This is a genomic window from Klebsiella sp. Lac1 (assembly GCF_009825425.1).
Taxonomy (GTDB): Bacteria; Pseudomonadota; Gammaproteobacteria; order Enterobacterales; family Enterobacteriaceae; genus Klebsiella; species Klebsiella electrica.
Window position 1 is genome coordinate 196,240 of the sequence record NZ_VJZJ01000004.1, and the last position, 16,130, is coordinate 212,369.

Below are 16,130 nucleotides of genomic sequence, written 5' to 3' on the forward strand. Positions count from 1 at the left end.
CCCGGAGACATTTCCGGGCCGTGAACGACTTACTGCGCTGGGGGAATATCCGAAGCGTCGTTACGCGTTTCAGCCGCGCCGCCGCTGGTTGCCGCAGCCGGAGCTGGCGCCATCAGCCTTTCCCATGTCGCCTTCAGATCCTTCATATTGTATTCCGGCTCACCCTGCGGCTGTTGCAGCACCAGCGCCATATCCTGCGACAGCTGCTGGCGCAGATACTGGTTCAGCATATCCGCGGTCAGAGAGTCCAGAAACTCCTGACGCAGCTTCTGATACTGCTCCGGCGCGATATCCACCACCTGGTTTTGCAACGAACGGATACGCTGGCTAATCAGAATGTCGGTATCGGTGCGCGCATAGGTGGCAAACAGCTTTTGCAGCTCCAGGCTTTTCTGCGCAATCAGCGCATCAAACTCTTCTTCCGGCAAGCCGTTATCACGTACCTTCGCCAGCTCGCGGGAGACGGTGGTCAGGTTTGCGTTGAGTTTGTTGCCCGGGGATTCAATATTAATGGCGCACTGGGCGCGCTGATACAGCACCCGGCAATCAAAGCCGAGGTTCACGTCTTTGGCGTTGCTCCTGCTCAGGCTCTGTTGCACATGCCAGAACAGCGCTTCGCGCGCCAGGTCGTCACGCCAGTAGCGCTGCAGGGCCACCGAGTCGCGAATCGGCTGCCACGGGGAATCCCACATGATCGACAGCTTGTCCTGACGCACCGTCCTGGTCATGATGCTCACAGGCCTGGTCGGGAGCGGCGCCAGCGTCGGCACCGCCGCCGGCGTTTCGCGTTTGCCTTTCAGCTCGCCGAAGGTCTTGTTGATCTGCTCTGCCACGCCGCGGCTGTCGACATTACCCACCACGATCAGCGTCATGGCGTCCGGGGTATACCATTTCTGGTAGAACGCCTTCAGCTGCGCGATATCGACCGGTTTTTTCAGCGCGGCGCCAGGATCATGGCCCAGCATCGTGGAGCCTTTCAGACGATAGCGCCACCAGCCATCTTTGGTGTCCAGCGGCCAGGTCGCCACCATGTCTTCCCCCAGCAGGGCATGGTTCACCGATTCCGGCGTCACGACCAGCTTGCCGCTGGTATCCGACAGCCAGTTCAACGCCTCTTTCAGCAGATCATTGCGGTTATTCGGCAGGCTAAGATTAAACATGGTGTAGTTATACGAGACAATCGCGGGCGGCATCGGACGGTTGGGGTCGATGCTTTGCTGCCATAGCGAACGCGCCTGCATTGTCGGCAGACTGCCGCTCTGGGTCAGCGCCAGACGAGGGATAAAGTGGCTAAAGCCGCTCTGCTGAGTGCTTTCACTCAGCGAGCCAATATTGACGAACAGACGGACTTCAATACGATCGCTAGGGCGCTGCGGCGTGGCTAAAACCTGCCACTGAAGTCCATTAGCGAGAGTCCCCTGTTGCCAGGCCGGGTCCGGCTGGAGCGCTTCTGCTTGCACATAACCGGCTGCTGCCATCATCAGCAAACCACCCGTTAACAGTCGAATTTTTGTGCCCTGCATGTGAACCCCTGATGAACATTCCTGGTTACAAAAGCAACCCGCGCACGGGCTGCCAAAAAAGATGGTGAGCAAAGTACGTCGGTTAGACCACGCGGAGATAAAAATGTCGCACGGAGACGTAAAATAATCATTTAGTATCATTCCCCTGCCTCGGGGAATGATACCTAATTATGCGCAGGAGCCCGGAGTCCAGCAAGGACAACGGGCCTAACAGAAGGATTTAAGAGGATAATTCGTGCGATTTGTTGGCTGGCTCGCGGTTATTCAGGACATCGTCCAGCTGCTTGCTGTCCAGCTCTTTCACCCATTTTGCCACCACGATAGTCGCCACGCCGTTGCCCACCAGGTTGGTCAATGCGCGGGCTTCTGACATAAAGCGGTCAATCCCGAGGATGAGCGCCAGCCCGGCAACCGGCAAATGCCCGACCGCAGAAATCGTTGCCGCCAGAACGATAAAGCCGCTTCCCGTTACCCCCGCCGCTCCTTTTGAGGAGAGCAGCAGCACAACCAGCAGGGTAATCTGGTGGAAAATATCCATATGGCTGTTCGTCGCCTGAGCGATAAAGACCGCCGCCATCGTCAGATAGATCGAGGTGCCGTCAAGGTTAAAGGAGTAGCCGGTTGGAATGACCAACCCCACGACCGATTTACGACAGCCCAGCTTCTCCATTTTGTCCAGCATACGCGGCAGCGCCGATTCGGACGAAGAGGTGCCAAGAACAATCAGCAGCTCTTCACGGATGTAGCGGATGAATTTGAAAATGCTGAACCCGGTCACCCGGGCGATAGAACCCAGTACCACCACCACGAACAGGATACAGGTGATATAGAAACAGATGATCAGCTGACCCAGTTGCACCAGGGTGCCGACACCGTATTTCCCGATGGTGAAGGCCATGGCCCCGAAAGCACCGATTGGCGCAAGGCGCATAATCATGTTGATGATGCCGAAGATCACCTGTGAGAAACTTTCGATGACGTTAAAAATGAGCTGGCCTTTGCTGCCGAGGCGATGCAGCGCAAAACCGAACAGCACGGCAAACATCAGCACCTGCAGGATATTACCGCTGGCGAAAGCGCCAATCACGCTGCCGGGGATAATATCCAGCAGGAAGGCGACAATGCCCTGATCTTTTGCCTGCTCGGCGTAGACCGCCACGGCCTTCGCATCGAGGGTCGCCGGATCGACGTTCATGCCAGCGCCGGGTTGCACCACGTTAACGATAATCAGGCCGATAATCAGCGCAATGGTACTGACCACTTCGAAATAGAGTAGCGCTACCGCCCCGGTACGACCGACGGCTTTCATACTTTCCATCCCGGCAATGCCGGTCACAACCGTACAGAAAATAACCGGCGCGATAACCATTTTTATCAGTTTAACGAAGGCATCGCCGAGAGGTTTCATCTGCGCGCCCAGTTCCGGGTAGAAATGGCCCAGCAGAATACCGATCGCAATGGCCGACAAAACCTGCACATAGAGGCTTTTGAAGAGAGAGGTTTTCATAGGGTGTCCTTTGGGTAAAACCACAGATCCTGAAGGGGTATGGGCTATCTGTGGCTTAAAAGTAACACCCTGGAAACATTTCAGAAATAACTAAGCGTAAAAGTGCAACGGAATTGTTAAAAACTTTGAGCTGACACGCACAAGTTCGCACTCGCGTTACAAGCTTGCACCCGCTTCATCCTTGCCTCGCAGGAACTGCGTCATAAAGGATTCCTGCGACAAGGCGCAACCAAACAGGCCCCCCTGGACGACATCCACGCCGGCCGCCTGCAACCAGTGATACTGCGGCGCCTTTTCGACCCCTTGCGCCACGATGCGCAGATTAAGACCGCGCGCCAGCTGGATAATCGCCGGAACCATGCGGGTATCCTCGGGCAACATATCAATAAACGCTTTATCGATTTTCAGAATATCGACCGGCAGCGATTGCATATGCTGGAGCTGACGCAGACCGGCGTAACCCATGCCAAAATCATCCAGCGCGATCCGCACGCCGGCCTCATGCAGCGGACGCAGCAGCGCCGCCACCGTCTGCGGGTCGTCCAGATGGCGGCTTTCCGTCATCTCCAGCACCAGCGTCCCAGGCGCGATGCGATAGCGATCGAGTAACGTCAGCATCCCGGTGCCGCGATCGTGGTGCAGCAACTGCAGCAGCGAAACGTTCACCGACAGCGGCAACATGATGCCCAGGCTTTGCCATGCGGCCAGCTGACGACAGGCTTCTTCCATCACCCAGTAACCCACCGGCACCATCAGCCCGCAGGCTTCAATGCGTTCAGTCAGATCCGCAGGGAGCAACCAGCTACCGTCAGGCTGGCGTTGCCGCAGCAGCACTTCCGCGCCGCAGACCTCGCCGCTGGCGGCATCAACCTGCGGCTGGAGCCAGATAGCGAACTGATGATTATCCAGCGCGGTGAGGATGTCGTGTTCTTCCATCAGCCGACGCTGGGCTTTTTCCATCTGGGCCGGATCGAAGAATTCAATCTGGTTTTTACCTTTGTGCCGCGCGGCGGTGGCGGCAGAAAATGCCCGGCGATAGAGCTGTTCCGCACTCAGCTCGCCGTTAAACATCGCAATACCCACGCTGGCGCAGGGGCGCAGCTGGATCCCCTGCAACGGCAGCCGTTCATTTATGACAGTGAGCACTTGCTTACTTAATGTCACCGCGTGCCACGGCTCGCTCATCCCGTGGGCCAGAATCGCGAAGTCATAGCCGCTAATCTGGGCCAGCACCATCCGCGACGGGATAATCCCCCGCAGCTTCTCCACCAGCGTCAGCAGCAGGATCTCGCGCTGGGTCTCTTTCAGCACCCCCGCGGTATCCTGCAATGTTTCGCAGGCGATAACCAGCAACGCCGCACTTTGCGGCCGGGCGACGGTTTGCTCCAGCAGAGCCATCAAAAAGGCCTTATTCGGCAGCTCGGATACCGGGAAGCGGGTGGACTGTAACGTCAGTTCATCGTGCTGGCGCAGCAGGGTCTGCTGATTCCGGTTATAACTGCGCACCAGCAGGCCAATTTCATCATCATGGTGCAGACGCGGCAGCGTCAGCTGGTGCCCGAGCCGGTCCTGCGGGGCGACGTCATCGAGCTCACGAGCCAGCTTGCGCAACGGGCGGACGATCAGACGGTTGATACACCATGTGATAGCCACCGTCAGAACAAGCACCAGCAAGAAGTAAGCAGTCACTAACGTAGAAAGTACGCTCATGACGAATTTGTAGGTCTGCCAGGAGTCCGCCTGCAGCACCAGATAGGCAATCGGCTGCGGGTTGGCGGGCCTTTCCAGCGAGTAAACCGGCAGCGAGATCTGTACCGGGAGCTCGAAAATGCGGGTGACCATCACCGGTACCGGACGCTCCGGAATAAAACGCATCCGCAGCGCCTGAAATTGGTTGGGCAACACCACATCGGCCCGGCTGACAATACCAGCAGGCTGAATACGCCCCAGAATGGCTTCCGCCTCGGGGATATCCGCTTTCAGGATAGCCGCCGACAGGGGTTCGCGAACGGAACGAGCGATACTTTCTAATTGCGTGGCCGTAATGAAGCGACTCTGTTGCACAAAGTGAAACAGCAAAATAGAACAAAACACCAATACAAACGCCATGGACACGCCCGCGACCATCGCCATCTGTTTAATTGTAAGTGAGCGGCTGACGCGCAACTGGGTTCTCCACTGATACTTAACACCTACCCGGTTTCATTCCATCAACACCGGTCGTTTTCAGGCTGATTATATACTCAAATCCTTCGCCCACGTCCGCAAGGCGTGACGCTTCTCTGCGGGTTATTTTCCCGGATTGCCGCTGACCCCTTACCGGGGTCAGGCGACTGTATCGGTCTGTCGCCCCGGCGCATAGCGCTACCGGGGGAGAGAGAATTGACACAGACGGGCGAAGTTTGACGAGTATACGCGAACCGGCGGGTGGAGTGACGCCAGATCGCGTAATTCAGGCTATTCTGCTACCAGTCCGCATAAGGCACCAGCGGCTGTGGCGGCATATCCATGTCGCCCTGCCAGCCGGCGGCCGAATAGCGTACGTAGAGCAGCGCATGGCTCGGGGTATAATCCTTCGCCTGTTGAATATCCACCGCCGCCCCCACGAACCAGTTGCCGGTAACTCGTCGCTCAACCAGCGCCCGGGCGGTGTAACCAAAGCCCTGACTGCTGCCGCCTTGTTCCGTCAACGGACTGGCATCGGCCCGGTAGTCCGCGGGAATCAAATTCAGCAACGGATAGCGCGGCATGGTTTTGGTACGCGAGTGGGACCAGGAGACGGACCCTCCCAGTTCCCATGACCAGTTTTCCGTGCGCTGACGCCAGGTGACCGGTACCGCGAACGAGAGATACTCCTGCGGACTATAGTAGCCGCCCTGGCCGAGGGTATAGCCGCTCAGGTCTTTGTCATAGTGCCAGAGCATATTGTTCAGGCCCACGGTGACGCGGCGGTTATCTTCATTGATGACTTTATAGTAGTAACCGCTCATCCAGCGCACGCGCCAGTTGTCGGCCACGTTTTTCCCCGTGAGCCGATCGACGCCCAGCGAAGACCAGACGCCGTTAGCCTCGCCCTTATCGTAGCTCATGCTCACGCCGCCGCCGTCAGCGCGGACGCCGCCCCAGGTTGTCCCGGTATGGCTGCTGCTGTCCTGCTGTCCGCCAAAAGCGAGTAGCGAGCTGGAAACCGGCCGGCGATGCATATTGAGGGTGTAGCCGAACGGCCCGAGATCGTTGCTGTAGCTCAGTCCGCCCACCACATCAACCACGTTGAAACCCATCGGCGTCGTGCCGATATCCGCGCTCCAGGTCTCATTCTTCCAGCCTACCGCGACGCTGGCTCCCCCGTCGGTCTGGTTCTTGCTACCGCTGGTACAGGCGATTTCCCCGCAGGTTCCCCAGTTTGGCGAATAGCTGCCGTCGCTTTTCGTCGCGAAGCTACCGGCATCCATATTAACCAGGTCGGTGCGCAAGAACATGCGTCCATCGGCGAGCGGCGCCTCCACATGCAGCATCGTGGTGTGCGCTTTAAGATCGGAATAGCCGCCGGTACCGCTCGAGCCCCAGAAATCATGTTCGAGGGTGACGTTAAGATCCTGCTGGCGATAGAGATCCGCGGCGTCGCTGCGGATCCCGCGCTTCAGCCAGTCATCGCTGCTGTCGTTGCGGGTCAGGCGGGTAAAGGCATCGTTATCCTGCGGGCGGACCGGGGTCACGCCAGAAGCCACCATGGCATCTTTATAACTCTCCAGCGCCACCTGCGGCTGGCCGCTCCGGGCCTGGAATCGGGCGGCATCACGTAGCACCAGCGCGCTTTCCATAGACGGCGGCTGCGCTTTAGCTTGCGGGATGATGCGGTCAAAAATGTGTCGGGCCTGGGCGATATCGCCCAATCCCGCGTTCGCCAGGGCCACCCGCCGCTGCATATTGATGGAATCGCTCTCCCCGCCTTTCAACTGGCTGACCTGGGCGCGCGCGGCATTTTTATCGCCTTCGGCAAGGTAGACTTCCGCCAGTCCCAGACGGGCATCGCCGTTATCGGCCTCTTGACTCAGCACCGCGTTATACTGCGCAATCGCCGTCTGGCTATCGCCGCGCTGCTGCGCCCAGTCCGCCAGCGTCAGCCGGTAGCGAACCAGCGGCGGCTGCTGTTGAATGAGGGCGATAGCCCGTGCTTCCTGGCCGCTGTCGCGCAGCTGGTTAGCCTGGCGTATCACCTTAGCGCTTTGCAGACGCGCGTCCAGCTCACGAATGTTATCCGTCCATTGGCTGCGCGGCAGGGCAGCAAGCTGCGCCAGCGCCAGATCGTCCTGATTATTACCGGATAAATAGAGACCCCAGGCATAAACCCGCTCGGCATCTCCCGGCTTGCGGCTGACCATATTACGCATCAGCGTATCGGCCTGTGCCCGTTCGCCTGCGCTGACTAAATCACGGGATAAACGGTAGGTAATCCACACGCTATCCGGGTCAAGCGCCAGACGCCGACGCTGAATTTCCGCCGCCTGCGCCCAGTTGCTTTGGCTCTCCAGCGCTTCGGCCTGTTTTTCCAGGCGTTCATTGGTCAGGCTGCGCTCGATATCATCAATGCTGCGCCGCTGGGCAGGCGACAGACTGGCGATGTAAGCGCTGGCTTTTTCCGGCGATTGCGCACGATAAAGGTTAGCCAACCCGCGCACCGCGAGGTTGTTGCCACGATCCATCCGCAGGGTGCGCTGGTAGTCGCGTTCCGCTGCCGCATTATCTTTGCGCGCCGCCGCCACATCCCCGAGCCCGAGCACCGCATAGCTATCGCTGCCGTCGACCCGTTGAGCCTGCGCATAATAGTGTTGTGCCCGATCCAGCTCTCCGGCCTTCAGCGCGTTATCGCCCTGTTTGATCAACAACCAGTAGCGGTTGGTCTGTAGCAGGCTGTCCCATTTATCGCGATTCGGGCTTTTCGGATCCATCGCGATCGCTTTGTTCAGCTGTGCGACGGCACGGGCTCTGTCGCCACGCTGCGAATAGGCCTGGCCCAGCGCGCCCACCGCGTCGCTGTCCCTGGCATCGGCTCGTACAGCCTGCTGTAAATTGGCCACGGTCTGGGCGGAGTTATCATTTTTGGCCGCAGCCAATCCCTCAGCCCGCAGGCGAAACGTCGGATCCTGCAACTGAGCCTGTTGCTGAGCCAGCAACAGGCGGGCATTCGCTGCCGATTCCCCGGTGGCGAACAGGACCAGGAAACGCTGTAGTTCCTGCACGCTGGTCCGGCTGACCGGTATATCTTTGATTTCGCTGAGCCACATATCGGCCGCGGTGCCGCGACCGGCGGCCGAGCGCGCCATTTGTTCGAGATAAGCAAACCCTTCCTCCGGCTTATCGTCGGCAAACATCTGTTTGGCCAGCGACGCCTGCAGGTCGGCATTGCCCGGAGAGCTGGCATCCAGTTTCTTCATCTGAGCGACGGCTTCTTTATGCCGCGCCGGGAGTCGAGCCACCAGCGTCCAGTATTCAATCGCGAGGGCCTGATCGGGCGGCACGCCACCGAACAATTTTTCAAAGGCGGCCACGCCCTCTTCTACATGCCCCGATACCCCCAGCAAGCGCGCCTGCTGAAGCTCCTGCCTCCCGTCGCCGGTGCTGAGGTTCATTTCGCTACGGGAGGATTTCAGCTCTGCGGAATCGGGGGCCAGCTTCGCCAGCCTGTCGAGCTGTTTTTTAGCGCCGTCGGTGTCGCCCCGGCGCAACAGATAACGCATTCGCGCGGCAATTAACTGCGGGTTATTGGGGTCAATCAGCTCCAGGCGATAAAGGGATTGCTTAACCAGATCTTCACGCTGGCTCGCCTCACCCAGCCGGACCTGCTCCAGCAGATGCTCCTCGGCAGGGGTGGTCGCCGCCTGCGCCTGCGGCAGCAGGCCGACCCCGAGAGACAGCGCGATAATACTTAATCTGAACTTACGCATTGCTGGTCCCAGTCAGGTCGTAATTCGCCATCCGCCGTGAAACGGAAACGGTGTTGATCCCATCCCTGGCCAAAAAGAGTCAGGACCACGTTATAGTAGGCATCGGCGCCAGGATAGTGGTCCGCAACGCGCTGGCGCTGTATCGCCCGGGCGTCGTCATTGTGTAAAAACGGCAGCATCGACGCTGAAAATCCGACCGGGCCATTGCCGGTCGTTTTACCGGTCGCGATATTCACTTTTTCCGGCGGTACGCCCTGGCGAATCGTCTGCGTTTCCATCGGTTTAAAACGAGCCAACAGCCGCGCTTTCTGTGTATCCCCATCATCGAGCATCCCGACCCACAGATAGACGCGAATCGCGTCGTAGCTGCCGATTATCGGTTTGTCCGCATTCAACTGCCAGCCTTGTCCTTTTTCGTAACGCACCCAGTCAGGAGAAAAACCTTTCGGCGCCGTCTCCAGCAGAAAACGCAGATTGCTGTCGCGCAGTTTCGGCCACGGGGCGCCAAAACGGCTGAAGTAGCTGGCAAGCTGCGGCGGAAGATAGCTGGGGTTAAAACGCCAGCCTTTATCGTCGGCAAAACCAACTTTGCCGGGCAGCACCATCGGTCCGAACCCCGGCACATCCGCGACTTCTTCCCCGGCGATACGCGCCAGGAGCGCTTTGCCCATCTCGGTGTACTGCGGCACCTGCCACAACCGCCCCGCTTCCAGCAGCGACCAGGCTATCCATAAATCGGAGTCAGACGCGGAGTTGCTGTCCAGCAGCGTCCACTCATCTTCGCTTTTCTTGCCCCACAGCCAGCCCGGCAGGCGCGCACGCAGGTCGCCCGCCGCCAGATTGTTCTGGGTCCATTGCAACAGCTTGCCGAAAGCGTCGCGATCGTTTGCCGCCAGCGCGAAGAACAAGGCATAGCTTTGCCCTTCGGAGGTGGTGATTTTACGCGAATCGGCGGGATCAACCACCCGCCCTTCGGTACTCACATACTCATTTTTAAATTGCTCCCAGGCCGGCCACTGGCAGGCGGCGCTCACCTGCGCTGCCGCCAGCATCAGAACCGACAGGATAACTGCGCGAATCGGGTTCATGATCGCTTACTCATCATCAAGGTGGAGACGACGACGGCTGAGAATACGCAGCATGCGCCACAGTACCCATGCCAGAAGCACAATGCTCACCGCAGCCAGAATCGCCAGCAGCACCGGGTGGTTGGACAGCGCAAACCAGATACGCTCAAACCACGGCAGGTGCCCGACATAATAGATATCGCCCACGCGCAGGCTGTTCACCCCGGATTCGCGAATCACCGAGGCGGAACCAAACATCGCCGCCCGCTTACCGCTGTCGTTCAGCGCGCCGTTCAGCAGTTCGTTACCGCGCGGGCTGTCCGCCAGCAGCGCCACGACGCTGCGTTGATCGTAATACGGCGACTGGAAGCTGATAATGGCCGCCATTGGCCCGGAGGAGGTGATATCCGTGCGCGTATTGGGCGTTCTGGCCTCATCGTCCGGATAAATGCCCGGCAGGTCGTAATGACGCATCGGCATCTTCACCCAGCTCTTTGTCGCATCGACCAGCAGGCTAATTTTGGTGTCATCTTTCAGCGCTGGCGGAATCGAGCCAATCAACAGCAGATCGGCGTCTTTATCCTTAATTTTGCTGCCATCATCGGTGATCTGCATATTGATCCCCGCCAGACCGGTCTGCGCGCCGATACCGGCAACGGATTCCAGTAGCGTCGCCACCTGACCCTCCGTCGGCGCGGGCGGCACCACAATCAGCGTGTCAGACAGGTCGGCCATCCGGCTAAACGGGAAGCCGGCACTGGCGAACACGCGCAGATCCGGCATGGCAATAAAGTGATAATACTTCGAGAAGTCAATCGTCGAATCGTCACCAATAACCACGTGGTTCTGCACCGGCTGGAAGGTAATACAGTTATCGATAGAGCCGCCCGGCATCGGGTTCATGTACTGGAAATCAAACCGCAGCTGGTTTATCGCCCCGAGACGCAGCGCCGGGATACTGACGTTGGTCTTACCGTCCAGCAGCCCCTGTAGCACCGGCAGGTGCAATATCAATTTATCCACGTCCTGAGAGCTGTTCAGGCTGAAGGATTGCAGGAACTGGTCGTTGAGGCTGATATCCATGCGCGAGCTGTCTTTGATAGGCGGCATGGTGTAGCGATAGTTCAGCCGCATATCGATGCCGTTGGCGCGCAGCAAATAGAGGTCCGGCGGCAGACTCAGCGCCACGTTAATGGAATCCGGCACCAGGCCGCTGGACTGCAGCTGCTGGGCATAGGTTTTCAGTTCGCCGAAGGTGACTTCACGATCGGTACGCACCCAGTTCGGCGCGTCATAAGGTTTACGCGCCTGCAACTCTTTGACGTCGTCGACCACCACGCTGCTGCCACGGAACAGAATATTGCCCTGCGCAATGCCCCTGGCGGCCAGCAGCAGATCGTTGTCATCGCGGCCAAAGACCACCAGCAGCTTGACGTAAGGGTTGTCAGGATGGTCGATCATTTCGATGGTCGGCGCCTTCACCGGCGGATGTTCCCGCAGGAAGTCCGGGCGCTTATCGTTGGTCGCAAACACGATGGCGTTGCGATCCGGCAGTGTGTTGAACAGCACCGGGAACGCCTGGCCGCGCCAGCCGGCTTTACTGCCGAACCAGGAGGCGACAATCGCCGCCGCCTGCTGCTGCCGGGCATCCGGCGAGGCGGCAAAAACCATCGGCAACATCAACGAACGGTTATCCCGGGGGTCATAGAACGGTACCGGGAAATGGGACAGATCGTTACGCACCGCCAGCGCCTGATAGGTCAGGTCCAGGTTGCTGTCACGCCCGACGTCCAGCCATAGCGTACTGCTGGCCGGGTTCTCACACACATCGCGATAATGGCCGACAAACACCAGCCGCACGCGGTTAAAGTCGGTGATATACAGAGGATCGATAGGGATCTGCGCGCTGACTTTTTTACCCAGCTGCTCTTTGGTGACCGGCAGGACGCCCATCAGCTCATCATTGAGGTACACCTTCAACTGCGACTGCACCGGCAGCAGCGAAGGAGACGGCGTATAGTCGAGATTCAGCAGGGCTTTCGTCACAACCTCATCGCTGCGCATGCCAAACTCTACCGAGCCGTCGGGGTGCGCTCCGCGCAGCACCATACTGCCCGGCGCCGGAGCGATACTGGCAAAAGAGAGCTTCACGTCGCGGGTCGGCACATTCTCCATGACGACCGCCGGCGCCGGCGGCGCGGCAAGGGCTGCCGTCGGCTGGCTGTCGGCAATGACCGGGGCCGGGGCCGTCAGCCCACCGGCTAGTGGATCCGTCGCCGCAGGGGCTGGCGCCGCCGCAATGGCGGTCGTCGGCTCCGCAAAAGAGGCGAAGGATGACCAACCAGCCATTCCCACAGCCACTGCACAAATCAAGGAGAGTTTTCTTTTCATCGCATTATCATCATTGTTGAGCCATTTCTGGTTCCGAAGAGAGTATCGCCGCGGCACGTTGAGGCCGACGGGGAACAAACGAGACTACCCAGGCAACCAGCATGGTGAGCGAGCGGAAAATAACCTTCACCGACGGCGGCGAGAACTCCGCCAGGTGACGATATCCACGGAACCCCAGCTTCAGGATATCCAGCAGGCTTTCCATCGGTTTATCTTCCGGGAAGCTATCCTGCCAAAGCGCCCACGTATCAGCACGGGCAAACGTACACTGTACAAAATCAATATGTTGTTGATTGGTCAACGGCATCAGCTGCAAACCGACCTCGCTGCCATTCACGCGCGCGACCCTGACCGGGAAGGCATATTCCTGCTGGCCGCGTTTGAGCAGCAGATTCACCTGCTGCCCTTCCAGCACCTGCGCCTTACCGTGAATATTGATCCCCAGCCCGCCATCGGAATAGTCATGCACGGTACAGGAGAACAGGTGGCCATCTTCGCGCGCAATTGCCGCCGGCATGCTCATTTCGACGCGGTGCGAACGGCGGACCTGTTTACTTTCCACCGAGACCGCCACCGCGCCGCCAAGGATAACCAGGTTATAGAACACCCAGACGATACTGACCCACACGGTCAGGATCTCGTTTTCCGGGCCGTAGAGGTAACGCCAGACCCCCGCAGCCACGCCCACCAGATTGAGCAGCACCAGGTAGATATAGGGGCGGGAAATGACCCAGTCGACGTACTCTTCCTCCACCAGCCCCCCTTTCGCCGTCACGTTGAACTTGCCTTTATGCGGGTTAATCAGCGCGACAAAGGTCGGCGGCGCGATATACCAGGCCAACGTCGTTTCGTAGATTTCGCTCCAGAAAGAGTGGCGATATTTACCCTGAATTTTCGAGTTCGTCAGGCTCGCGTGAATCATATGCGGTAAGACGAAAAGCGCGATCATCAGCGCCGGCGCATAGATGATATAGGCGTGCAGCAGTAAAAACGCCAACGGCGCGACGAGGAAGATAAGCCGGGGAATACCGGATAAAAAGTGCATCATCGCGTTGACGTAACAGAGCCGCTGGGCAAACTTAAGTCCTTTACCAAACAAGGGGTTATCCAGGCGGAAAATCTGCACCATGCCACGCGCCCAGCGAATACGCTGGCCAATATGCGCCGAAAGGCTTTCGGTCGCCAGGCCGGCAGCCTGCGGAATGCGCATATAGGCAGACGTGTAACCGCGACGGTGCAGACGCAGGGAGGTGTGGGCATCTTCGGTCACCGTTTCCACAGCGATACCGCCAATCTCATCCAGCGGGACGCGACGAATCACCGCGCAGGATCCGCAGAAGAAGGTGGCGTCCCACATATCGTTACCATCCTGCACCAGGCCGTAAAACAGGGTCCCCTCGTTCGGCGTTTTCCTGAAACGTCCCAGGTTGCGTTCAAACGGGTCGGGCGAGAAGAAATGGTGCGGCGTCTGCATCATCGCCAGCTCTTTCTCTTTCAGGAACCACCCCATGGTCATCTGCAGGAACGAGCGCGTCGGCACGTGGTCGCAGTCGAAGATCGACACAAATTCGCCTTTGGCGTACTTCAGCGCGTTGTTGATATTCCCGGCTTTGGCATGCTCGTGAGTCGTGCGGGCGATGTAATGCACGCCGACGTCTTTGGCGAACTGACGAAACTCATCGCGCCCGCCGTCATCAAGGATCCAGATATTGAGCTTATCTTTCGGCCAGTCGATGCCTTGCGACGCATAAATGGTGTTTTTCACCACGTTAAGGTCTTCGTTGTAGGTGGGAACGAAAATATCCACCGTCGGCCACTCGGCCATATCTTTGGGTAACGGGACCGGCTGGCGGTTCAATGGCCATATCACCTGGAAATAGCCCAGCACCAACACCAGCCAGGCGTAGGTTTCAGCAAACAGCAGCACAACGCCGCACACCAGGCTGACAGGATCGTCCCAGTTCAGCGTCGAGGTATAGCGCCACCAGATGTAGCGGCAGGAGACGGTCAGCGAGAGGACAATCAGCATCAGGGCCGAAAAACGTCCGGGAATACGACGTACCAGCAGCGCCACGCCCCACAGCAACAGCAGGAAAATAAGCTGCGAAAGCGGGTTAAAGGGCTGGGTAATACACAGCAGCGACAGCAGCAGCGAGAAAGTGACGACCACGCCGAGAATCGCCTTGCGCAGCTTCGGGCTGACGTGCGCCAGCTCTTTGTGTTTATTCAGATGGGCGGTTCGGCTGTTCATCCGTTCGGGAAGCGTATCCAGCCACTGGGTGTAGCGTCCGTGCACCCCTTCGATGGCGACAAACGAACGCCAGTTCGCCTTTTTATCTGCCCCGGGTACATGCGTCACCAGCAGCCACAGGGACTGTAGCAGATAGCGCAGCGGATCCAGCAGCCGCGGGCGATGGGGATTGATATGCGGGAAGTAGTCACGATGGTTGTTCAGAATCGCCTGCCAGCGCGGTGTTTCCAGCGGCATCAGCGCCCAGACCAGCGACGCCCACAGGCAGCCCAACGATGCGGACAGCCACGATGCGCCATGCTGGCGATAATCGCTGTAGCGTTCGCTCAGGCGTTGCGCCACCGGGGGCGCCAGTAACAGGGTGCTCAGGCGCATCATGGCGTCCCCTTGCCGGAATAGTGCAGCAAGCACCAGTTGGCGAGGGTCAGGATCTCCTCGGCGGCCAGCGAATCAGAACGGTATTCCCCCAGCGGCTGCTTCGCCGCCAGACACTCCGCCATCGCCTCATCACGATGGACCGCGACCGGCAAAATACGGCGCTGGCTCTCCAGCCACAGCTGATGTAAATCTGCCTGTAGCTGGCTGCCGACGCGCAGATCGTTAATCAGAATATCGCCCTTCGCTGGCAGCGCCTGTTGATGCAGGCGAATATGGCTGTTGCCGTCCGGATGCACCACCACCAGCGTGCGATCGCAGGCGCTCAGCAGCGAACGAGTCAACGGGGAATACCCTTCCGGTAAATCCAGCAGCAGCCAGCGATGATCGCCCTGTTGAGCCAGTTTCGCCACCATGCCGACAAAGGACTCCAGCATCGGACAGAGCTTATCAACGTTCTCTCTTTCGCCAGGTGAGAGCAGGCCGAAAGGCAAAATATCAATATGCGAGGTATAACGGATACCGGCGTCACGCCAGTCGCCACCATCAAGCAACGAGCGCGCCCAACCGTCGCGATGCGTCGCATCAACGTTGAAAAAATAGCGCAGCATATTATCCGGGCTGGCGTCGATCGCCAGAACCTTCTCCCCGAGAAGCTGTAACGCCCAGGCGAGTGCAGCGGTAATCGACGTGGTGCCCACACCACCGCGGATACCCTGTAATCCAAGAATAGCCATCGACGGCGTCCTTACTTTTTCTCGGCGAATTCCGCCAATAATGGCCAGCGTTGCAGCGCCGCGGCTAACTGCTCGCGCCGGGAAATGTCGTGGTAATCAATTTCGGGCAGGGAAAATGCCCGGCTTAACGCCAGGAAATCATTTTGAAAGGTATAACCCAGCGTTGCATCTGAGGGTACTAAAGGCTCTTTTCCTGGCATTTCGCTGTCCATTCAAAAAACACATAAATAAAACCCAATGTGCAATAGGCTCATTCTCAAGCCGCCCATGCTAAAACTGATACCCTTTAAATTCAATGTTAGGTTTACTCTGACGCTTTCGCTAGTAAACTGAT

The 16,130-nt window shown here is 58.5% G+C and carries 9 protein-coding genes; all 9 read right to left on the reverse strand.

What is annotated here, in order from left to right; translation table 11 throughout:
• Window positions 1–29: 29 nt before the first annotated feature.
• The 9 genes from FNY10_RS23445 to bcsR all read right to left on the reverse strand — a co-directional run bounded on the left by FNY10_RS23445 (window position 30) and on the right by bcsR (window position 15,996).
• The gene (locus tag FNY10_RS23445; protein WP_160704246.1) at window positions 30–1,523 is read right to left on the reverse strand and encodes a M16 family metallopeptidase; all 1,494 of its coding nucleotides are present in this window, start codon (window positions 1,521–1,523) and stop codon (window positions 30–32) included.
• A gap of 220 nt (window positions 1,524–1,743) precedes the next feature.
• Window positions 1,744–3,030, reverse strand: a complete 1,287-nt coding sequence (locus tag FNY10_RS23450; protein ID WP_100683002.1) for a dicarboxylate/amino acid:cation symporter — start codon at window positions 3,028–3,030, stop codon at window positions 1,744–1,746.
• 156 nt (window positions 3,031–3,186) lie between these two features.
• Window positions 3,187–5,196 (reverse strand): biofilm formation regulator HmsP, encoded by a 2,010-nt coding sequence (gene hmsP / locus FNY10_RS23455; RefSeq protein ID WP_131049198.1) that lies wholly within the window; start codon window positions 5,194–5,196, stop codon window positions 3,187–3,189.
• A gap of 299 nt (window positions 5,197–5,495) precedes the next feature.
• A complete protein-coding gene (gene bcsC / locus FNY10_RS23460) occupies window positions 5,496–8,975 on the reverse strand; it encodes a cellulose synthase complex outer membrane protein BcsC (RefSeq protein WP_141963127.1) in 3,480 nt (1,159 codons plus the stop codon).
• Window positions 8,957–10,063, reverse strand: a complete 1,107-nt coding sequence (bcsZ, locus tag FNY10_RS23465; protein WP_131049200.1) for a cellulose synthase complex periplasmic endoglucanase BcsZ — start codon at window positions 10,061–10,063, stop codon at window positions 8,957–8,959. Before bcsZ ends, bcsC begins: the two co-directional genes overlap by 19 nt.
• A gap of 6 nt (window positions 10,064–10,069) precedes the next feature.
• Window positions 10,070–12,433, reverse strand: coding sequence for a cellulose biosynthesis cyclic di-GMP-binding regulatory protein BcsB (gene bcsB, locus FNY10_RS23470; protein ID WP_131049201.1), 2,364 nt, complete (start codon window positions 12,431–12,433; stop codon window positions 10,070–10,072).
• Between the two features lie 10 nt (window positions 12,434–12,443).
• Window positions 12,444–15,062 carry a UDP-forming cellulose synthase catalytic subunit gene (gene bcsA / locus FNY10_RS23475; RefSeq protein WP_141963125.1) on the reverse strand — a complete coding sequence of 873 codons (2,619 nt, stop codon included), beginning with the start codon at window positions 15,060–15,062 and terminating at the stop codon, window positions 12,444–12,446.
• Window positions 15,059–15,796, reverse strand: a complete 738-nt coding sequence (bcsQ, locus tag FNY10_RS23480) for a cellulose biosynthesis protein BcsQ (RefSeq protein WP_160704245.1) — start codon at window positions 15,794–15,796, stop codon at window positions 15,059–15,061. Before bcsQ ends, bcsA begins: the two co-directional genes overlap by 4 nt.
• A gap of 11 nt (window positions 15,797–15,807) precedes the next feature.
• Window positions 15,808–15,996 (reverse strand): cellulose biosynthesis protein BcsR, encoded by a 189-nt coding sequence (gene bcsR, locus FNY10_RS23485; protein ID WP_131049204.1) that lies wholly within the window; start codon window positions 15,994–15,996, stop codon window positions 15,808–15,810.
• Window positions 15,997–16,130: the final 134 nt, after the last annotated feature.